Raw genomic sequence first — 21079 nt, 5'->3', positions numbered from 1 at the left:
GCCTGTCCTGAAGTTTGTGTAAATGGCCAAAATATGGTAGAAATACCAAGGAGACAAAATGGCCAGTACACGAAAACTGAAAGAGAAGGATCTGATCGACCAAATACTCGATCAGATAGACCTTAAAGGAATGACCCAGGAAGAAATCCTTGGACAGGAAGGATTATTAAAGCATCTGACAGGGAAGCTGCTAAGCCGTGTCATGAATGCTGAAATGGACGAGCATTTGGGGTATGAAAAGAATTCCAACGCCGGGGACAATTCGGGGGACAGCCGAAACGGGTACAGTGAAAAGACAGTCCTGACAGAGAATCAGAGTGCAGTGATACAGGTACCACGGGACCGCAATGGAACGTTCGAACCCAAGATACTGGCGAAACACCAAAGACGGCTCCCTATATTTAACGACCAGGTTATTTCGATGTATTCCTTTGGGATGACCGACCGGGATATTAAATCACACCTGGAAAAAATATATAACGTGGAAGTCTCCCCTGAATTGATAAGCCGTGTCACTGCAGCGGTGATGGAAGAAGTGAAGGAGTGGCAGAATCGGCAGCTGGAAAAATCTTATGCCATCGTGTATTTGGACGCCCTGAGGGTCAAGACCAAACAGGACGGGAAAAGCTGTACCAAGAGCGTCTATGTGGCTCTGGGAGTGAATTTCGAGGGTCAGAAGGAGGTATTGGGCCTTTGGATAGCGGAGAACGAAGGGGCTAAGTTCTGGATGGGCGTCCTGAACGAAATAAAGAACCGGGGAGTGGAAGACATACTCATCGCTTGCATGGACGGCCTTACCGGTTTCCCCGAAGCGGTTCGGGCAGTATTTCCCAAGACCCGTATCCAATTGTGCATTGTCCACATGGTGCGTAATTCCACCAAGTTTGTTTCCTGGAAAGACCTGAAAAAAATCTGTGCCGATCTTAAGGCCATATATTCGGCAGCCACCGAGGAAGCCGGCCGTGACGCACTGGAAGAATTCGGCAAGATATGGGATGCCAAGTACCCGATGATATACCAGTCCTGGGATACCCACTGGGATGACTTAAGCGAGTTCTTTAAATACCCGCCTGAAATCCGCAAGGCAATTTACACGACAAATGCAATTGAGTCATTAAATTACCAGCTGCGAAAAGTCACAAAAAACCGCTCGACATTTCCGAACGATGATGCTATATTTAAGATATTGTATTTGGCAATTAGGAATGCGTCAGAGAAATGGACAATGCCGGTACGGGATTGGGGGATGGCGCTCAACCAATTCGCTATTATTTTTGGCAATGAACGGGTTCCGTTCTAAATAATTCATTGCCATTTACACAAAAATTCGGACACGTCCACCCCGGGGCAAGTCTGCTTCATTTATTTTTTTCTGAATTACTCTTTTTTTTAAGTATTTTATTAACTCATCTTATTTGATGAATTTGCTGTATTAAATTCATCTTATTTGATGAATTCTACGGGGATAAGTGCTATATAGTATTTTTCTTATATATTGATGTGTAAAAAAATGCCCGAATTTTGTAAATGTTTAACGGCAATCTATTTGAGTTTCCATTATTTTATTGGGCATCCACTCGAATGTCCCGGGCAGCAATTGTTCCGCAAGATTCACCGTTAAGAATAGGCCTTGGCCCGATTCGTTTTCTTTGCATTTTACCATAATATTTTTTCTAAATAAATTACACCTTTTTCTGGATTATATGTATATGGTTCTATTTCATAAAATCCATATTTTTTATATATAGCAACTGCTGTTTCCATTATATTTAAAGTGTCAAGTCTCATTTTTTTATAACCTTTGTTTTGTCCTTCTTCTATTATTATTTCAACTAATTTTTTCCCAATATTTTTCCCTTTATATTTATCTTTTACAAACAGTCTCTTGATTTCACAAATTTCATTTTTAATTTTCCTTAATCCAACACATCCTACAACTAAATTATTATCTTTTGCTATAATAAAAGTTCCATCCGGTTCTTTATATTTTTGCGGGAAATTATTTAATTCATCGTCAATATTTTGAAAACATAAATCCATATTCAACCATTTTATATATTCCATTATTAAATCTTTTGTTTGTGTTATTTCATTATTTTCTAATTTCTTATATTCAATATTATCCATAGGAACCCTTTATTTTAAGCTTACCGGTAAGTGCTCAGGGCCTGGTTGTAAATATCCTCGATAAGCCGTAATCCCCCGCGATAACCTGCATAGCCTGTGGTCATCACCAGACGGTAGGGGGAAGGCAGGGAGGCAGAGAGGAAATCGCAGTTCTTTTTCCGGGCGACATCTTTGTCCCAGCCGCTGCCGATTATGAGGCCCCGGCCTTCGTGGTTCGCCGCGAGTATGGTTGCTTGGGCAAGCCCTGCATCCGGTTGAAAGTACAGGGGGATTTTTTTCTTGTCGGAAATGCCTGCGCTGATATCCAAAATGTTCTGCTGATACTCTTCGGGGGTTTTGTCGGTGATGAACAGTTCTTTGGGGACTATGCCTGTTTCGTGGAGGAGAAACTTTGCCATGCCCAAAACGTAGGACGCGTCGTGGAGTATATGCACATAGCCCGGCAGGCCGTAGCGGAATTCCAGGAGGAAGGTCGCCAGGTTATCAATTTCTTCGTAGAAGGTTTCCTCTTCTTTTTTGATGAAGGACTCTACTGCCCCGGAATCAAGTTCCGCTCCGTGCTCATTTGCATAGAGCGCAAGTTCCCGCAAAAAGCGGGTCGTCTCGTTTCCGCCTATGGGTATATAGGGGAATTGAAAATAGGGTTGATCGTACTTTTCCTCTAAATGCTTCACAATGTCCTGGCCATACCAGGGGGAAATCAATACATTGAAATTCGCCTGCGGTATGTTTTGCCATTCCGCGACACCTTGGGCATGGGGGCCGAACAGTATCTGTACCTTAAGGCCGATACCCTCGATAAGCCGTTTATACTCCGATAAATTTCCCTTCCAGAAGGGGTCCTGATAGGGGATTGAAGCAAAGAGGTTTACCAGTTTTGCGTCCCTGGGCTCCAAGGAAGCCTTTAGTTTTCGCTCTTCGTTGAAGCGGTCTGTGTATTGATCGATGATGGCATTGACAATAACACTGTGCGCCTCATAGTTGGTGTATTTAAAGCCCGGGGTATCGGCGTATACGATGGGCTTCCCCTCATCAACAAACTGCCTGACCACCTGCCCGACATCATCACCCACAATGGAGGCGGTACAGCCTGTGAGTACTACCTGTAAATCGCTGTCCAATACCTTGTAGGAGTGGCGGATAAGATTTTCCAGCTTCTGCACCCCGCCGAAGATCACTTCGGTTTCGGAAAAGTTTGTGCAGGGGGCGGTGTATCCCCCGGAATAGCCGGTGGATCGTTCGAAAAATCCTGCCACCATGGTTCCGCAGCCCGGCCCGGAATGCAGAATGGGGAGAGCCCTGGGTATAGCCACCACGGACTGCATGGCCCCTATGGAACACATGAAGCGCTGTTGTTCAATTAATCCGGACATCGTTTATTTCTCCAAAAAGGTGTAGGCATCCTGCTCAAGCCACCATTTGGTGTAGGGATTGACCGCGTGTTTTTCAAAGTTCTTTACAAACTCGTCGTTTTCCATAGTGTCCAGAATACGCTTGCCGTACTGGACCAGACCCTGGTATCCCATGCCAAAATGTTCATCCCCAATTAAGAGCGAAGGGATGCCGAACTTGGCGCCCCAGAGGGTCATGCCCCCGTGGCGGGCCAGAAGTATATCGGGACGCAGACGGTTGAGGACATTCACCAGTTCAAATTCCTGCTTGTTGCAGACATTGTAATGCTTTATATCACCGTAGTCGTTCACCACATTCTGCAGGGTGTCTGCGGCCACTTCCCCGTTATCGTAGAGGGGGTCATGGTGGAAAATAGCCGCGCCCTGGGGCTTCATGCCCAATTCACGGAGCAGTGCCAAAAGGGAATGGCCGTGAGAGGCGCCCGCAGTAACATAGGCGGTTTTTCCCTTGAGTTTTTCGCGCAGTGTTTCTATTTCAGGCAGCCACTTTTCTTCTTCTTCCCGCAGAAAAACTTCTACCGCCTCGGCCCTGTTGGTGAGGCGGCCCAGTTCCCTAAACCAACGCTGGGTCTGAACTATGCCGTAGGGCGGGGACACTTTTATTTCAGGTACGCCGAATTCCTGTTCCAGGCTGGCCCCAAGGTAAGAGCCCAGGGTTGCGCAGACCTGCATGGTCGCCACCGCCTCCGAGGATGCGGCGATCTGTTCCACCGTGGCAAAGGGGGTAAGGTAGTTGGCGCGCAGGCCGAGCCGCTTAAACCATCCGCCGATAAAGTCCGCCCCCCAGAAGTTGACTATGTTGATCAGGTCTTCCTGTTTCTTTTCAGCTTTTTTGATGAGCTTCCGGGCAATCCCGTGGTAACCCGCGTCAAAGCCGCTGGTCCAAATCTTGGAACGGAAGCCCTCGCAGAATACCGCCACTACGGGGATGCCGAGTTCATCTTCCGCTTCGTTGGCGGTGGTCTCCACATCGTCGCCGATGATCCCTGACGCACAGGTGGTAATGACAAAGATGGCCTTGGGATGTACCCGCCGGTGCACTTCATGGATGGCGTCTTCCAGTTTTTGCACGCCTCCGTAAACCGTGTCCCGTTCATCCATATTAGTACTAAAGATGCGCCGCTCCGTGGGTTCAAAGACATTCCGGTGCACACCGTTTACCCTGTAGGTAAAGGCGTATTCGTGGAGGCAGCCTGCGCAGCCCACAGGGCCATGGCTTATCACTGCGGCATCCTGGATCAGGATGAGGGTACAGGCGGCATTGGAGGTGGAGCAGCCCAGGCATTGGCTGAAGGAGCGGTTCTTTTCTTTTAAACAGCCCTTCCGGGCCTGGCCTACCAATTCCTCTGCAGTCCCTGTAAAGCCGGTGATGGAACCAAGCCGGGTTTCACGGACCGGTACCGAAGCTGCTTTTAAATTAACTGTGGTCATTGTTATTCTCCAAAGACTTTTTTGAAGGCCTGATCCAAATCCGCTATAAGATCTTCGGCGTCTTCCAGGCCAAGGGAAAGACGGATCAGATTAGGCTCAATATCAGCAGCCTTGAGTTCCTCAGGTGTAAGCTCACCATGGGTGGTCTTGGGTGAATTCACGATGAGCGAACGGGCATCCCCAACGTTGACATGGTAGCTCCACAGTTCTATGGCGTCAAGGAAGGCTTCGCTTTGTTCCACGGTACCGTTAAAGCCGAAGGAGAAAATCCCTGGCACTCCCCTGGGGAGATATTTTTGGGCCAGCTTATAATAGGGATTGGAGGGAATACCCGCATATTTTACCCAGGCCGCATGGGGGTTTTTTTCCAGCCAGGCTACAATCTTCTTTGCATTGGAAACTTGTTTATCCAGGCGCTCCGAAAGGGTCTCGATGCCGATCAGGGCAAGGTAGGCGTCAAAGGGCCCCAGGGCAGCGCCGAAGTAGTTAAGATAGGTCAGGCGGACACGGGTTACAAAGGGCGCGTCAGGAGCGGCTTCCAGAAAATTCCGTTCCCTTCCTGTGGCGCGATCCCGCAGTACATACTCGGTGTGCTCCAACTGGGGGAACTTCCCGTTATCCCAGGGGAAACGGCCGGATTCTACTATTAAACCGGCAATCACATTGCCGTGGCCGTTCAGGGCCTTGGTGGCGGAATAGACCACAATGTCGGCGCCGTACTTGATGGGGTTGAGGAGATAGGGGGTGGCAAAAGTATTGTCCACCACCAGGGGGATGCCGTGCTTATGGGCCAGATTGGCCAGGGCCTCAAGATCCGCCACCGCGCCGGTGGGATTGCTCACGGATTCCACGAAGATGGCCTTGGTATCGGGTTTGATATCCTTTTCCAGCGCCGTAACATCATCGATATTGGGAGAATGATCGAAATGAATGTTGAAATTGGGGAAGATCCTCCTAAAGGCGTCGGAACTGCCGCCGTAGAGGTAGGGGCTGGTCAGGATACGGCCGCCCTTTTCCGCCAGGGTAAGGATGGTGTAGGATATGGCCGCCATGCCGGAACCCAGGGCAATGGCCCCGCTGCCCCCGCCCAGGGCCGCAACCCGCCGTTCCAGCACATCCACCGTGGGGTTGTTTACCCGGCTGTAAAGAAAACCCGCCTCGGTCAATGCAAAAAGCCCATCAGCGTTTTTTGTGTCCCGAAATTCGTAGGATGCAGTCTGGTAAATAGGCGGCGAAACCGCCTGACTGTGCTGGGCGGGATCGTAGGCCGCCCGTATTTTTAAGGTATCGAAATGATAATTCGTATCCGGCATAAAAGCCTCCTGTTCATTAAAACATATAATTCATAAGGTAATAGTAGGATATTTAAATAGCCCCTCCTTGTCAAGGTTATTCATATAAAAAAGATCGGAATTATAAGATTTTTGCGGAAAAACGCAATAAATGCTTGACAGGCAGTATCAGATACAATATATTCAACATAATACCTAGTAAATACATGGTATTAGTAATATTAAAGACCTAAAACGGAGGCTAGCATGAACATAGTAATAATTGGCGGAAACGAGTGCATGGGATGCCGGTACAAGCGTATCTGTAAGGAATATCGCTGCAAAGCAAAAATTTTCACAAATTATGAAGGACATTTTTCTGATCGTATTGGAAATCCTGACTTAATTGTCCTTTTTACAAATTTGGTTTCCCATTCCATGGCGCTGGCGGCTAAAAGCAAGGCAGCCCAGAACCATATCCCTCTTGTGCAGTCCCACTGCGGGAGTTGCGATGCGCTGAAGAATATTCTGAAAAACTTATAAAATATATCGGAATTCTAATAATTTTTTCAAAATTCGCTTGACATATTCCGAAGCATTCATTATATCTTATACCATATTAAAAATATCGGAATTCTATACTATTCCGGTACAGCCAATAGGAGGCTTTTATGAAACGTGTATTTGCGGTATTGGCGGGGGCTCTGCTGTTCTCGTCAGTAGTATTCGCCGGCGGGAAGAAGGACAGCCAATTTCCCTATGGATCATTTGACATCGGCTATTCGGGGTCTACCTGCGGATCTCCCACATCCATAGCCAAGCTGAAGGGTTTCTTTGCTGAAGAAGGGGTCAATATCACCCTGGTAAGCGGCAGCACCTTTGAAGCTGAACGCGCGGCCCTGGCAGCGGGAAAGACCATCATCGAAAATGGGGATTTCCAATATTTCCCCGGTGTATACAATGGGCTTGACGTAAAGCTCATCGGCGGCCTCCACGAAGGTTGCATAAAAATCCTGGTACCCGTGGATTCCCCCATTAGGAACTTGCAGGATCTGAAGGGAAAAACCATCGCGGTTGATGAAATCGGCGGAACCCCAATGTCGGTGGCCTCTGTTGCCGCAGGGAGCGTGGGGATAAACCCCCAGACCGAAATCACCTGGATTCCCTATCCCAACGACCAGATCGTCCAGTCCGTGGAAAAGGGTGAGGTTGATGTGGCTGCCCTTTGGGATCCCTTTGCGACGACTCTGCAAAATACCGGGAAATACCGGGTCCTGGTTGATATCAGCGAGCACCCTCTGTTCGCAGGGAGAGCTTGCTGCTTCCTCTTTGCTTCCGGCAAAGTGGTGCGGGAAAATCCCGGCGCCGTGGCTGCGGCGCTCCGTGGCTACCACAAGGCTGTTGCCTGGATAGGCGCAAATCCCGGTGAAGCCGCGCAGCTTCTTATCAGCAATAAATCCGTGGCTACAGAAGACACTGCCCTGGTAACCGGCCTGCTTGGCCACTACCATTACGACCAGCACTCCGGTTCGGCAGCCAATGCGCGGGCCAAGGATGACGCATTCTACTTTGCCCAGAAATTAACCGAGATTGGTTATTTGCCTGCGGATCTGAATGTGCAGAAATTTGTTGATGATATATACGTTGATATCTTTGCCCTGGAAGCAGCGGCGAAGAAGAAGTAAAAGGAAGAATAACCGTGGCAAAGCAGAAATGGTATAACGATCCGAAGATAGCGGAGGATCCTGTCTACTGGAAACCAAAAACTCAAATCTGGTTCTGGGCAGCCGTTTTGGCTCTTGCCGCGGTGTTAGCAGTAACTGTGTTTATCCCCTCAGTGGAAGATGTCAAAGAACCCAGGTTCTACCAGGCAATTCTTGCCGTTTTTGTGGCAGTACTGCTGTTTTTATATTTCTATACTCTTGGAAGGCCGGATACCCGCAAGAAGCTGTTCCATAAGGCACAGTTTATTTTGGCTGGGGGCTTGACCCTGGCAATATGGGAACTGCTCACCACCAAAAGCGCTATTTTCCCTCTGCCCTATTTTCCAGGTTTTGCGGGAATTTTCAGCGTGATGTACGATGACCGCTTCCTATTGCTGCGGAGCACCCTCTATTCGATGCGCCTCTTTTTCGTGGGCATGATCACCGGCACTGTACTGGGGCTTGTCACAGGGATCCTCATCGGATGGAACCGCCAGTGGGATTATTGGCTGTCACCCATTATCAAGGTTACAGGCATCATTCCCGCAGTGGCATGGCTCCCTGTGGCCCTGGCAATACTGCCTAGCAGTTTTACTACCGGCATATTCTTGATTTTCATTTCATCCTGGTTTCCTGTTTCTTCCATGATGGCCGCAGGGATCATTGCAACGCCAAAATCATTTTTTGACGTAGCAAAAACCCTGGGTGCCGACAACCGGTTTCTCCTGGTCCGCATCGCCATACCCCATGCCATGCCCTCCATGTTTACGGGCATTATGACCGCTACCGCATTTTCCTTCACCACCCTGATTGTGTCGGAAATGGTGGGTGCCAAAGCAGGGCTGGGATACTACATCAACTGGGCAAAGGGCTGGGGTGCCTACTCAAAGGTATACGCTGCCATCATTATCATCGCTGTGGAATTTGCGCTCATCCTTGCGCTCATCGGTGCCATACGCAGTTCTGTGCTTCGCTGGCAAAGGGGGATTTTGAAATGAGCGGAAATGTTTTTATCGATATAAAGAAGGTCAACCGGGTATACCGGGATACAAACGGGAACCCCCTGTATGCACTGAAGGACATTGACCTCGAGATCGCCAAAGGCGAATTTGTTTCCATAGTAGGCCCGTCAGGCTGTGGAAAGACTACCCTGCTCAGGCTCATCGCCGGGCTTGATCGCCCGCAGTCGGGGAGCCTTGCCATTGAAGGCCAGGAAATTACCAGGCCCAGCCATGAGCAAGGCTATGTGTTTCAGCAGTCCACCCTGTTCCCTTGGGCTTCGGTCCACGACAATGTGGCTATGGGGCTTAAGGCTCGGGGCATATACAAAGGCCGGGAGGACCAGGTAAAAAATTACATTGACATGATTGGCCTTACGGGTTTTGAAAAATCCTATCCCCATGAAATCTCCGGCGGCATGGCCCAGCGGGTAGCCATAATCCGGGCCTTGATAAACGAACCCAAAGTACTGCTCCTGGACGAACCACTGGGAGCCCTGGATGCCTTTAAACGCATAGAACTCCAGGCCCTGCTTCTCGATGTATGGACAAAAACCAATACTACCATGGTTATGGTTACCCACGATGTGGATGAAGCCATATCCTTAAGTACCCGCATTGTAATCATGACCCCCCGTCCGGGCCAAATCACCGATATATTTGACGTGAACCTGGGGGAACGGGATCGGAACAACGACGATTTTATAGAGCTGCGCAAGAAAATCCTGGAAGTGCTGCACATAGCAATCTCTCAGCCTCAGGTGGAGTATAACCTCTAAAACCCCTCGCAAAATTTTACCAGCCGTTATACAATAGCCCAAGGGAGCTTGATCTTGGCACAAGGTCTTACGCTGGGGAACATTTTTATAGAAGTAGAATACAGGCGCATGAAGAATATGCGCATCACTGTCTATCCGCCCGACGGCAGGGTGCTTGCAGCAGTCCCCCTCAATACGTCCGCTGAACTGATACGCGGTTTCGTGGTTTCCAAGCTTCCCTGGATAGAAAAGCACAGGGAAAAATTCCGCAGCAATTCAAAGGCTGCAGGCTCCCTTAAAGAAGGCGAAAAAGTCTATGTTTGGGGCAAAGCCCTTGATCTTGAAATCGTTGAAAAGCCGGGGAACCCGAAAATCACTATAAGCGATGGGTGCATAAAAATGAAAGTGCGACCAGGCGCCACCACCGCAAAGAAACAGGAACTTCTGGACAAATGGTACCGCAATGCCGTGAAAGAAGCCGCCCCTTTAATCATCAAAAAATGGGAACCTCTTCTTAAGGTTGAAGTGCTGGGGCTTTATGTCCGGAAGATGAAATCCCATTGGGGGAGCTGCAACAGCGAGAGGCAAACCCTGCGGCTCAATTCGGAGCTTGCCAAAAAAAGCCCCGAATGTTTTGAATATGTCATACTCCACGAAATGATCCACATCATCGAAGTTGGGCACAACAAGCGTTTCTACAGTTACCTCAACAAATTCATGCCTGTCTGGAAAACCATACGAAAGAAGATGAATTCCGGAGAATTGTAATCTTGCCAAGGAAGCCCCTTCCGCATACAGTATATATATGAAAATTATTGTTTCGCCCGATTCATTCAAGGGGAATATGAGCGCCCCCGAAGCCTGTTCTGCTATCGAAGAAGGCATAACCAGGGCTGACAAAGGCGCTCAAGTTTTCAAAATCCCCCTGGCCGACGGCGGTGAAGGCACGGCTCGGGCTGTCACCGAAGCGGCAGGGGGGCGTTTTATCGCCGTAACCGTTACAGGCCCTCTGGGCAAAAAAATTGAAGCAGCCTTCGGCCTTATTGAGGATGGCAGGGCAGCGGTGATGGATATGGCAAGCGCCTCGGGCATTGAACTCCTCAAGCGGGAAGAGCTCGACCCCCTAAAAGCCACGAGTTACGGTACAGGGGAGCTTATCAAGGCTGCCCTGGATACGGGGGCAAAGGAGCTCATCATAGGCATAGGGGGAAGCGCCACAAACGATGGGGGCATAGGCATGCTCGAAGCCCTGGGCTTTCGCTTTCTTGATGAAAAAGGCGAAGCTGTCGGCAGAGGCGGCGAAGTCCTTGCAAAAATAGCCTCTGTGGATGCAAGCGGTGCGGACAAGCGTTTAAAAAACATTTCAATAAAAGCAGCCTGCGATGTAACAAACCCGCTTACAGGCCCAAAAGGCGCTTCCGCGACTTTCGGCCCCCAAAAAGGCGCGACCCCAGGGATGGTCAAAACTTTGGATGCAGGGCTTGCCAAACTTGGGGCAGCCTGGATCAAGGCAGGGCTCGCGAAAGATACCGAACAGCCCGGTGATGGGGCTGCGGGCGGAGTCGGGGCTGCCCTTCGTATATGCCTCAATGCAAAAATGGAATCAGGGGCTATGCTGGTAATGCGCTATGCGGGTTTCTTCAACAGGCTTAAGGAAGCGGATCTCGTGATCACCGGCGAGGGCATGACCGATGGCCAGACAGCCGGGGGCAAGCTCTGCTCGGTGGTAGCGCGGGAAAGCCGGAAAGCCGGAAAGCCGGTTGCCCTGCTTTCAGGCGCCCTGGGCGGGGATGCAGGAGCCCTGCTCTCGTCGTTTGATTATGCCGTTTCCATTGCCTGCGGGCAGATAGGCCTTGATGCCATGATCAGGGACAGCAAGAGGGATCTTGTCCTGGCTGCTGAAAATTTAATCAGGGCAATTCAAATAGGAAGAAAGCTGCATGATTGATATTGGCACAGAGGAAGAAAAAAAGCCTGACGATCTTACAGGCATGGAGCCCTTGGCGGCAAAGGATTATATACTTCAATTTATTACTACCCTCAAACTTACCGAGAAACAGAGTGAAGAATTAGAATCAGAAGAACGTAAATGGGAAAGCCGGGTTTCATTGGCAAGTGAAAAAAACGAAGAGGCTCTCCAGAAAGAAGCCCGTAATGAATTGGAGAGGGTAAAAGCAAAACGTTTAACTCTTAAAGAAGAGATTGCAGAACTTGGAACCCAGATTGAAAATATGCGCAGCCAGCTCCCCTTCCTTGCCGCAAGGCAGAGGAGCATAGATCCTGATCTTTTAGAGCAAGAGCTTCTAATTGCCCTGGGGCACATGCCCGGAGATGAAAAAATTGCTGCCACCGACAGGGAATTCTCAAAACTAGAAAAAGAAAAATCTGCCCAGGATGCCCTTGAGGAACTTAAGGCAAGGATGAAGAAACCATAATGGTACAATTACTGCCTGAAAGACAACGCCCCCTTCTCTTTGCCCACCGGGGCTGTTCTTCCCTTGCGCCTGAAAACACCATGGCAAGCTTCCTGAAAGCCCAGGAGATTGGCGCACCCGGCATAGAGCTTGATATACATGTAACCAGGGACGGAAAACTGGCAGTAGCCCATGATGATAATTTCAAACGGACTGCGGGCGACAGCCGGGCTATAGAAGACCTGAGCTATGATGAAGTTAAAGCCATCGACACAGGATCGCATTTCAGCGCCGCTTTTAAGGGAGAATACCCTCCCCTGATGGAAAATGTGCTTGAAGCTTTCTGTCCTGCCATGTATATCGACATAGAACTCAAAACCCGAAAAACCAAAGACGATCCCCTGCCAGGCCTATTAGCAGAACTGCTAAAAAGATTTGACCCCAGGGTTTCCGCTTCGATCGCCGTGTCCTCCTTTAACCCTTTCGCGGTCAGGGCTTTTAAAAAGATCTGTCCCAATATTCCAACGGCGGTTATATACTGTACGGACAAGGATGTGCCTTTCATACTCAGGAGGGGTTTTGGCCGTATCATTTCAGGGTGCGACTACCTCAAGCCCATGCACAAGCTGGCAACACCTTTTACCCGTTTCCGTTTTACAGTTTTGGAAAAAAAGCCCATGGTTCCCTGGACCATCGACGATACAGGAATCGCGGAAAAAATGCTTGCCGCAGGCTGCACAGGCATTATAAGCAACAGACCCCAGGATATGCTGGAGCTGGTAAGAAAATATGGCTGACAAAACGGAATCTGATCCCCAAGGGCATCAGGGCAGGGCACTGGTACGCCACGGTTCCATGCTGAGCCTCCTTACCATGGTTTCGAGGGTGCTGGGCCTGCTTCGGGAAATGGCAAAAGCCGCCCTCATGGGAACCACAGCCCTTTCAGACGCTTTTTCTGTTGCCTTCATGATCCCCAACCTGTTCCGCCGCCTCTTTGCAGAAGGCTCCATTGCGGTAGCCTTTATACCCACTTTTAAAGAGTACCTTTTAGAGTCCGACAAAGACAAAACCAGGGACTTTTTAAATTGCTTTTTTACTTTCCTTACTTTCTTTGTCACTATTACTGTTATTTTGGGAATAATAGTAACACCATTAGTAATACATTTTTTCGGCATGGAAGAATTTGATGAAACAGTATTTCTCACCCGCCTTATGTTCCCCTTCCTTGCTTTTATTTCCCTGGCAGCCCTTTTCCAGGGGATCTTGAATTCCCTCAGGATATTTTCACCTTCGGGCCTTGCGCCCATACTGCTTAACATTGCAACAATACTCTGCGCCTACGGCCTTTCCCCCTATACCAAAAATCCTGCCAGGGCCATGGCAATAGGCATACTCATAGGCGGATTCCTGGAAGCTGCTATACAGCTTCCCTTTGTATTAAAGAACGGCTATGCCTTTTTCTTCACAGGCCTTAAAAGAGCAATAAATAACCCTGGCACAAGGAAAATATTAAGATTAATCGGCCCCACCATCATCGGCATGGCGGCTTACCAGTTAAACGATTTGGTCTCCACAGCCCTGGCAGGCAATGCAGGAGAAGGGGTCGTTTCGAGTCTCCAGTATTCGCTCAGATTGCAAGAATTGATATTGGGAATTTTTGCTGTATCCATAGGTACTGTGCTGCTCCCGGATCTTGCTGAATATGCCAAGTCGGGCAAATGGGAAATTTACAATAACAGACTTATCTCAGCCATGAATATCATAGCCCTTATCACCATACCCATCACATTTTTTTCCCTGACCCAGGGCGAAAGCCTCATACGTCTCCTCTTCCAGACCAGAAGCTTCAATGACGATTCGGTGCGCCTCACCCTTTCAGCTTTTTCATTCCACATGCCTGGACTTTACTTTATAGCCCTAAACAGGATATTGGCCCCTGCCTTCTATGCCCAAAGCGACTCCAAATCGCCCACCCTGGCCGGCATCATTTCTTTTGCGGTGAATATAAGCCTCGCCGCATTTCTGTCAGGACCTTGGAGGGGGGCAGGCATTGCCTTGGCCCTTTCCCTGGCAAGCGCGGTCAACACTGCCATGCTTCTTGTCTTCCTTAAGAAGAATCCCAACATAGCTGTAGGCCGCGCATTCAAATCAGCGACAGTTTATACCTTAAAACTGATTGTGCTTTCCTGCATAGCAATAGCGCCAATACTGCTGATTACCCCCAAAATCACCGGCCTGTTTACCGGAAAAGGCCGAATCCTAAGCTTTGGCCTTCCTCTGGCAATAAACGCTATCCTGTACGGTGCAATCGGACTAGTGCTATTACTGCTAACAAGGGACAAACAGATAAACGCCATAGTCAGGATGGTTCGAAAACATTAGAACTGTATCCCTCCGAAGAACCCAAGCTTATGAACATAAAGTCGTAAGAAATTCCCGCAAAAACACCCAGATGCGGAAATATTTTGTAACCCCCTGAAAGCCTAAGCTGTACCATAGAAGTTTGAAAGCTATCAGAAAAATATTTATCGGTCGTATAATAAGCAGGATCATTCTTGAGATGATTGCTAATTTCAGCATGGATGGTTTCAACATCAATTATGGAAACATAGTTTAAATCCAGGTCTATGAAGAACTTACCTATACTCCATTCCCATCCAAAACCGACGCGGGTCAGCAACAGTTTGTCTGAGGCGTCCCGGGCAAGGGCAACAGGCTGAAACCCTATGCCAAAAAGAGTAAAGAAACGATTAGTACCGCTGCGGAACCCAAAGTTTGTAAACCCCATATCGTCCATGTAGATTGAGGCATACATTAATCCGCCTTCAACCACATTGACAAGGCCCAGAGGGATTATGCGGTTATCTTTGGAAATATTTACCAACCCTATTTGGACGCCTTTGCCTTCCCCGCTTATGTTAACCAATGCAGCCTGAAGGCCGTTAAGGCTCCCGGCTAAATTGAAAATCCCCGAACTCTGGAGGCCCAAAACTTTTCCCCCGGCAATGTTGAAAACACCTGCGGACTGGAAACCGGAAATGTCCTTGTCCGCAATAGTATAAATACCTGCTGCCTGGAAGCCGGTTACTTCTCCCCTGTTTTTAATCCCTATAGGAGCAAGGCCCATGCCGTTAAGCCTATACCCCTCTCCCAGGAAGAGGCCAAAAAGGAAATTGTTTACTGTTTTCTCCCCGCTTTTGCCTAAAACATCCCTGCCCGGCAGCAGCTGCAAATTTACCGCAGAGTGATCTTCTCCTGGCTGGGTTTCAACACTCCGGCCCTCAAAATTTTCTGCGTCACCCCGTGCCCTGGCGGTTTCCGCGGCAATAAGAGAAAAACTGTTAAGGCTCAGCGCGGATTTTACATTCTGGGCAAGGATCACTTCGGTACGGTAGAAATTATCCCCTCTCTGGAGAGTGATGCGATAAACACCTGGTTCAAGGCCAAGCTCCATAGCCTTGACACTGGTTTTGGTGATTTCTGCAATAAGGTAATCGGAAGAATCCCGAATGGAAATGCGTCCCGCTACATCTTCCTGGATATAGAGGCTGGCAGAAGTCTCCTTAATGTCAGTGAGGATCACATCCCCTGTACCGTTTATCTGCATATCGTAGCTGGGGTGCTGGGCGCCGTAAACCGAAGTTTCGGTTTTGGCAAGCGTTTCTGTGTACGCAAAATGATAGACCTCGTTAAGGGTTACCCTACCATCGCCCACCATATCGGCTGCGCCACGGAGGCCGGTAACGAGGCTGTGGGTAAAATAGGAACTTTCAATGCGGTCAGATTCCTGGGAGGCTTCATCCGCCGCGCTGGAAGTCAGGAAGGCATAACCCTCGGCAGAAACCGAGCTGTCTATAAGGAAGGGCTGGGTCTTGACGCCGCCCTTGGCACGGGTAAAAGCCCCTGAAGAACAGGAATCCAGAATCACTATGCGCATATCCGATTGTATGGTGTTGATATTTTCCCTGAGTTCCTTGTAATCGTAACGATCCCTCCCAAGGAGGAGGCCGTTCTCGTCAGCATGTCCCGAATAGTAAAACACCAATTCGGTACGCCTGAAATTGCCTTTGGAAGCTGTAAGTTCTTTGTTAAGGGCTTCAAGCTGCCTCTTGATATCCCGGGCTGAAGGCTCAATGAGAAGCATGTTGTCTTTACTCGAAATTCCTCCCATTTCCGAGAAAACTTTAGAGACCGACCGGGCATCGCTCACTGCATAGCGTAGCATGACCCTGTCCCTGCCGCCGTTATTGGCCCCTATAAAAAGGCCGAAGCGTCTTGTTCCGCCATCCTGGGCTGCTACGTTTCCTGCAAATATGGAAACTAACAGAAATACTGTCATTAAAATTTTTGCTGCTATTTTATTCATTCTGGTATTCCTCACTTTTTAATCACAGTCAAGGTATTAAGATGATAGCCCTTAAAAACCTCGGCACTCTCATCAATAATATTCTGGGGGTCTCCAGGGGATTTATTTTGCGATGCCAGCTTTCGTGCGAGCCCAAGTATAACATTGGCATCCAGGGGCTTTTCCCCGGCAACCAAAAAGAAACATTCGAACAGGGGGGCATCATCCAGGGTATAAGCCTCATCCAAAAGCACCTGTTTTCCGGTAACAAGACGGGGGCTCATATTTTCTTTATAAGGATAATGGAGGGTTACCACAGCCCTGCCGTCTATGGAAAATATCACGCCGAAATCTTCCCCCCCAGGGACATTGTATGCCAGTTGTATGGTGCTGCCCGCACCCAGCACCGAACGATCTTCAAGATCCCTGGTTGAAGAAGTTTCCTCCAGCGCAGCTTGTTGAGACAGGTGTTGGTAGCCATGGTGTAAAGCAGGCTTGAAGGGTAACGATCGTCGAGCTTCGCCCTCATGAGCTGCACAAACACGTCGTGCACCGCGTCAAGGGCGTCTTCCTCGCTGTGCAGCATACCCTTGCAGCGGCGGAACACCATAGGTCCGTACTTTTCGTACCAGGTCTTGATATCTATTGCCATTGTCTATATATATAACACTATAAAGAGGAAAGATTGCACCATTCGGTATACAAAGAAGGAGATTTTATGAATATCACACCCATACGCAAACCCTGGAAGTCCGCCATGACCGGAAGGGAACGTTTCAACAATCAAATGCATTATAAAGCAGTAGACCGCAGCTTCAATATGGAATTCGGCTACTGGGATGAAAACTTCACCCAATGGGATTTATTCGTCAACAACGGCATTAAGACCAACGAGGAGGCGGATATCCTTTTCGCCTTTGACAGGATAGATGTCCTTGGAGGCGCCAATTTCATGAGCCCTCCCATTCAAAGCAGGGAGCTGGAAATCAAGGGCGACAAACGCGTTATCATTAATGAGGATGGCCTCCTGGCTGAGGTTCCCCTCGAAGGAGGAGGCAGCTCCATTCCCCATTACCTAAAGTCTTCTATTACTACTCCTGAAGATTGGAAGAAAGTAAAAGAGGAGCATTTCAACCTCAAACACCCCAGCCGCATTATCGACATTGAAGCGATCAGGAAAAAAATACCCGCCGACAATACCCGTGACTTCCCCCTGGGCATTTCCTGCGGCTCCATGATAGGAAAAGTGCGGGACATGCTCACCTTCGAGGGCCTTGCCTACGCCACCTACGATTACCCCGAAATGGTGGAGGACATAGTTGAAACTACCTGCCAATGCACGGAATATGCCATGGATCAGCTCCTGCCCCATTTCAAATTTGATTATGCCTCGGGCTGGGAAGACATCTGCTTTAACCACGGCCCCATAGTGTCGCTGGATTTTTTCCGCGATGTGGTCGTCCCCCGCTACAAGCGGCTCAACAAGAAACTTAAAGCCCACGGCATAGACATCTGGTACACCGACTGCGATGGCGATGTCCGGCCCCTCATCCCCTACTTTCTTGAGAGCGGCATCAACTGTCTCTTCCCCTACGAAGTCAATTCCTGCACCCACCCCGGGGAGCTTCTGGATCAGTACGACGGGGAACTCCGCATCATGGGCGGTGTGGACAAGATGCGCCTTGGCGAAGGCCCTGAAGCCATCAAAGCTTACCTAAAGACTTTGGAGAAATATGTCGCCAAAGGCGGATACATCCCCTTCTGCGATCACCGCTGCCCTCCCAATGTGAAGACAGCTGACTACCTTTATTACCTTGACCTGAAGGAAAAGATGTTCGGCATGGAGTGAGGGGGATGACCTGTAAATACCCTTACTATGTATTATCCCGTTTATTTTCATCCTCTTTACCAAGTTACGCCATTGTCCCGCATGGATGCTCAAATATCCCGGAATCGGCACCCAGCTTTACAATCCGGTATTTTGTGCTTTTAAGATTGTCTTCAAGGCAATCCATTAGATCGCAATCATAGTGCATGGTATCGATTTTTTTAAGGGTAGTTGGATAATCCAAATTTGGATTGTCTTTGCATTTCAGTTCTGCCTGCAGTTTGGTTAATTCGTCCAAGCCTTCAAAGGTGGTGATGCAGGCATGCTGTTTTGTAAGCGCGTCTTTCCGTGCAGCCGCTGTAACCCTGTCTTTTGGCATCGGCATCCAGCCTTTTGCCAAATGAAAGGCGTTCCACCTCTGGTGCTCAAGCCGGGCAAGGTTGTTGCGGATGGTATTTGCGATTTTGCCCTCGGCATCGCGTTCCATCTCCTCTGCTTCGCGCAGTTTCTTGGCCTGTTCAAATCCGTACACGCGCCTGAATTCTTCACTTGCATCCTGAATTTCAGGCTTGTCATACACAAGGTCAAAACCCATCATGTTCAATTTTATGCGGATCGAAAGGGCAGCGGAAAAGTTTGACTCACGATCGAAGTTGGTAATTTTGCACCATTTGAGGTTTATAAGCTCTTCCATTTTTTCAGGCTGTTCCATAATGCCGGTGCCTGCATAGTTTGCCGAAATGTGTTTTGCAAGGATGTCCATGTACCTGTCCTCAATGTGGTCAAGGGCAAGAATTGCATCCTCAAAGCCGAAGGGTTCTATCTTGATTTTTGCATCGCCATTGAGCACATCCACGGCGACAATGGGGGAATGCTCGTCGGCCCGGACAAAGATGTGTATCCCCTCAGTTATGCCGTCCTCGTAGCACCGCTGGCGAAATTCCATGGCGGTTTCCGCGCTTAACTGGACATCCCCCAAAGAAACAATCACGGACGAAGCATCGGCATCTTTCACACGGCTTATTACCGTATCATACATTTCTTTTGAAAGAGCGCTGCATTCCATAAACTCGATCCTGTATTCTTCCTGGGGCGCCGGGAAATACTTTCCGCTGTCCCTCTCCTCTCTGCCCGCAAAAATTCCGCCGCACTGGTTCATGAAGCTGCTTTGACTGTCCTTTATGTCCTTGTCAATCACAAGGGCATGGTAATCCATCCCCAAAATTTGGTTCGCTGCGATGCTCTGTTTAAGGAATTCACGGTTTATTTTCCCAAAGCCTATAAAGACGTGCAGAAAATCAAAACCGCCTATTAGGAGTGCTTTTTCGGTGTCTATACGTTCAGGGGGGATAAATTTGGCAATAGGGTTGTCGAACAAAAATGTGCGCGCTGTTATTTCGTGGGGATTAAAAAACTGGATCCTCCCGCCGGCGCCTTCGCTGAATTTAAAATGCTCCACCCTTTCGATGTTGGTGTACATAATGCGGGCGGAGAAACGCAATTTGTCATGGGCGCTATCCGAAAGGGTTTTCAGGTGTTCTGTTATGGTTCTGGCTATTTCAAGGTTTTCAACATCATCTTCAGAAATAGCAATAAGGACTGTTTCCTTAAGGGTTGTTTCCTTTGAATTAAAAAACTTTGCTTTTTTAAGCATCCCTGCATTGAATTTCCCGTTGATGACAAGGAAACCCCGGCCAATGTATTCTTTTTTTTCTTTCTCATTGGTCTCATTGGGGATTATGATGGTATTGCTCTGTTGGTCCGGCGTAAGACCTTTGAGGAGGGTTTCCTGATGAACACCTTTTCCGACGATGATCCATGTTTTCTTTGATGAACGTATAAGGGAGAATAAGGACAGGGTGTTCCAAAGGCTTTTGAAGAATAGGTGCACGGCAAGCAGCACGGTACAAATCACCGCAGCAACATAGCAGAGGACACAGGCAATGCCGTAAAATAAATTTCCTATGGACAGGCTTTCGATTCGATCCATTCCTGCGTTAAGGACGAACATTTGCAAAGTGGTGATAACTGCCGAACCGATCTTTATGATTTCCCTTGGACTGCGGCCTTCGCTATAGAAGCGGCTGCCCCCTATCCAGTTAAGCATAAACCCTGCAATGAAAACGGCGGTGAAAAACACAATACGAGGAAACTCTTTTGTAACATTCTTTGCCGGCTTATAGAAAAAATAAAAAAAGACTCCAAACAGGACAAGAGCGATGGCGATTAGACTGACCAGCGTTTCTATGTTCATTGTTTTTCTCCTATTAGCATAAATCGTTTTGGCTATGGGAAGGCCCAAAGCGGCCCCGTCTTCCCCTGTGCCGGCTTTTAACCCCGCAGCCGCTGTTCAAGAATAGCATTGCCTATTTCATCAACAACTCAATCAGAATATCTCCCTGATATGCAAGCCCCGCATTGTTGACGATTTTTTTGTATTCAATTCTCTCAATCGTACTTGCCACATCAGTCTTCTCTGTAATTTCTTTTAATTTTTCATCGCTGACACCGAATACATTCAATACAGCGAACTCTTCCGGATTTTTTTGGCAGTACTCGTCCACCAATTTGTCCAAAAGCGGTTCGTTGATATTTTTTAATGTAAATTCATGCAAACTCTTTTCGTCCCTTGCAATTTCCTTTGGAGCTTGTTTTTTGAATTCATCCAAAGCGAATTTCTTTAATTTTTCCCTGTCCATATTGACAATAATATACACCATCAATAATTCTCTGGCAAGTCGTTTTCAATGAATAGTACATCGCCACTGTGCAAAAGACCGCTTGCGCGGTCA

20 protein-coding genes are annotated in these 21079 nt (G+C 48.5%); 11 read left to right on the top strand and 9 right to left on the bottom strand.

From position 1 onward, the window contains the following. The first annotated feature begins 58 nt into the window (after positions 1-58). Positions 59-1300: an IS256 family transposase gene (locus TREAZ_RS03950; protein WP_015709764.1), complete on the top strand. Its 1242-nt coding sequence runs from the start codon at positions 59-61 to the stop codon at positions 1298-1300. 356 nt (positions 1301-1656) lie between these two features. Here the strand turns inward: TREAZ_RS03950 and TREAZ_RS03945 are convergent, their stop codons facing one another. The 4 genes from TREAZ_RS03945 to TREAZ_RS03930 are packed head-to-tail and all read right to left on the bottom strand — an operon-like array spanning position 1657 to position 6283. Then, complete coding sequence (locus tag TREAZ_RS03945) at positions 1657-2127, bottom strand: GNAT family N-acetyltransferase (RefSeq protein WP_015710520.1); 471 nt, start codon at positions 2125-2127, stop codon at positions 1657-1659. A gap of 20 nt (positions 2128-2147) precedes the next feature. Beyond that, positions 2148-3500, bottom strand: a complete 1353-nt coding sequence (locus tag TREAZ_RS03940; protein WP_015710519.1) for a nitrogenase component 1 — start codon at positions 3498-3500, stop codon at positions 2148-2150. Between the two features lie 3 nt (positions 3501-3503). Then, positions 3504-4970, bottom strand: a complete 1467-nt coding sequence (locus tag TREAZ_RS03935; protein ID WP_015710518.1) for a nitrogenase component 1 — start codon at positions 4968-4970, stop codon at positions 3504-3506. Between the two features lie 2 nt (positions 4971-4972). Then, positions 4973-6283 (bottom strand): O-acetylhomoserine aminocarboxypropyltransferase/cysteine synthase family protein, encoded by a 1311-nt coding sequence (locus tag TREAZ_RS03930; RefSeq protein ID WP_015710517.1) that lies wholly within the window; start codon positions 6281-6283, stop codon positions 4973-4975. A gap of 225 nt (positions 6284-6508) precedes the next feature. On the opposite strand from TREAZ_RS03930, the gene TREAZ_RS03925 reads away from it, so the two are divergent. From TREAZ_RS03925 to murJ, 9 genes are all read left to right on the top strand, one after another. Continuing rightward, on the top strand, positions 6509-6784 hold the full coding sequence (locus tag TREAZ_RS03925) for a DUF2325 domain-containing protein (RefSeq protein WP_015710516.1): 276 nt from the start codon (positions 6509-6511) through the stop codon (positions 6782-6784). A 128-nt stretch (positions 6785-6912) separates the two neighbouring features. Then, entirely contained in the window at positions 6913-7926 is a 1014-nt protein-coding gene (locus tag TREAZ_RS03920) for an ABC transporter substrate-binding protein (protein ID WP_015710515.1), read from the top strand. Positions 7927-7940: 14 nt separating this feature from the next. Next, positions 7941-8942: an ABC transporter permease gene (locus TREAZ_RS03915; protein WP_015710514.1), complete on the top strand. Its 1002-nt coding sequence runs from the start codon at positions 7941-7943 to the stop codon at positions 8940-8942. Beyond that, positions 8939-9721, top strand: a complete 783-nt coding sequence (locus TREAZ_RS03910; protein ID WP_015710513.1) for an ABC transporter ATP-binding protein — start codon at positions 8939-8941, stop codon at positions 9719-9721. The genes TREAZ_RS03915 and TREAZ_RS03910 overlap by 4 nt, the downstream gene beginning before the upstream one ends. A 54-nt stretch (positions 9722-9775) precedes the next feature. After that, positions 9776-10468, top strand: a complete 693-nt coding sequence (locus tag TREAZ_RS03905; RefSeq protein WP_015710512.1) for a M48 family metallopeptidase — start codon at positions 9776-9778, stop codon at positions 10466-10468. A gap of 37 nt (positions 10469-10505) precedes the next feature. Next, positions 10506-11648 (top strand): glycerate kinase, encoded by a 1143-nt coding sequence (locus TREAZ_RS03900; protein WP_015710511.1) that lies wholly within the window; start codon positions 10506-10508, stop codon positions 11646-11648. Then, positions 11641-12135 (top strand): PspA/IM30 family protein, encoded by a 495-nt coding sequence (locus tag TREAZ_RS03895; RefSeq protein WP_015710510.1) that lies wholly within the window; start codon positions 11641-11643, stop codon positions 12133-12135. The genes TREAZ_RS03900 and TREAZ_RS03895 overlap by 8 nt, the downstream gene beginning before the upstream one ends. Further along, positions 12135-12911 carry a glycerophosphodiester phosphodiesterase gene (locus tag TREAZ_RS03890; protein WP_015710509.1) on the top strand — a complete coding sequence of 259 codons (777 nt, stop codon included), beginning with the start codon at positions 12135-12137 and terminating at the stop codon, positions 12909-12911. The genes TREAZ_RS03895 and TREAZ_RS03890 overlap by 1 nt, the downstream gene beginning before the upstream one ends. Continuing rightward, positions 12904-14496, top strand: coding sequence for a murein biosynthesis integral membrane protein MurJ (gene murJ / locus TREAZ_RS03885; RefSeq protein WP_015710508.1), 1593 nt, complete (start codon positions 12904-12906; stop codon positions 14494-14496). The genes TREAZ_RS03890 and murJ overlap by 8 nt, the downstream gene beginning before the upstream one ends. On the opposite strand, the gene TREAZ_RS03880 is transcribed toward murJ, so the two are convergent. The 3 genes from TREAZ_RS03880 to TREAZ_RS03870 are packed head-to-tail and all read right to left on the bottom strand — an operon-like array spanning position 14474 to position 17111. Next, on the bottom strand, positions 14474-16480 hold the full coding sequence (locus TREAZ_RS03880) for a caspase family protein (RefSeq protein WP_015710507.1): 2007 nt from the start codon (positions 16478-16480) through the stop codon (positions 14474-14476). The two genes, murJ and TREAZ_RS03880, sit on opposite strands and share 23 nt — an antisense overlap. A gap of 11 nt (positions 16481-16491) precedes the next feature. Next, complete coding sequence (locus tag TREAZ_RS03875) at positions 16492-16803, bottom strand: hypothetical protein (RefSeq protein ID WP_052297640.1); 312 nt, start codon at positions 16801-16803, stop codon at positions 16492-16494. Further along, positions 16800-17111, bottom strand: coding sequence for an RNA polymerase sigma factor (locus TREAZ_RS03870; RefSeq protein ID WP_015710506.1), 312 nt, complete (start codon positions 17109-17111; stop codon positions 16800-16802). The genes TREAZ_RS03875 and TREAZ_RS03870 overlap by 4 nt, the downstream gene beginning before the upstream one ends. 66 nt (positions 17112-17177) lie before the next feature. Between TREAZ_RS03870 and TREAZ_RS03865 the strand changes: the two genes are divergently transcribed. After that, positions 17178-18308: a uroporphyrinogen decarboxylase family protein gene (locus TREAZ_RS03865; protein WP_015710505.1), complete on the top strand. Its 1131-nt coding sequence runs from the start codon at positions 17178-17180 to the stop codon at positions 18306-18308. Between the two features lie 64 nt (positions 18309-18372). Here TREAZ_RS03865 and TREAZ_RS03860 read toward each other — a convergent pair whose 3' ends face one another. Together TREAZ_RS03860 and TREAZ_RS03855 are read right to left on the bottom strand one after the other, a co-directional pair. Then, entirely contained in the window at positions 18373-20541 is a 2169-nt protein-coding gene (locus tag TREAZ_RS03860) for a hypothetical protein (RefSeq protein WP_015710504.1), read from the bottom strand. A 112-nt stretch (positions 20542-20653) separates the two neighbouring features. Further along, positions 20654-20986 (bottom strand): hypothetical protein, encoded by a 333-nt coding sequence (locus TREAZ_RS03855; RefSeq protein WP_148257671.1) that lies wholly within the window; start codon positions 20984-20986, stop codon positions 20654-20656. Positions 20987-21079 lie beyond the last annotated feature (93 nt).

Origin of the sequence: Leadbettera azotonutricia ZAS-9 (genome assembly GCF_000214355.1) — a bacterium.
Classification (GTDB): Bacteria; Spirochaetota; Spirochaetia; order Treponematales; family Breznakiellaceae; genus Leadbettera; species Leadbettera azotonutricia.
This window is presented reverse-complemented; position numbering and strand designations above follow the sequence as displayed.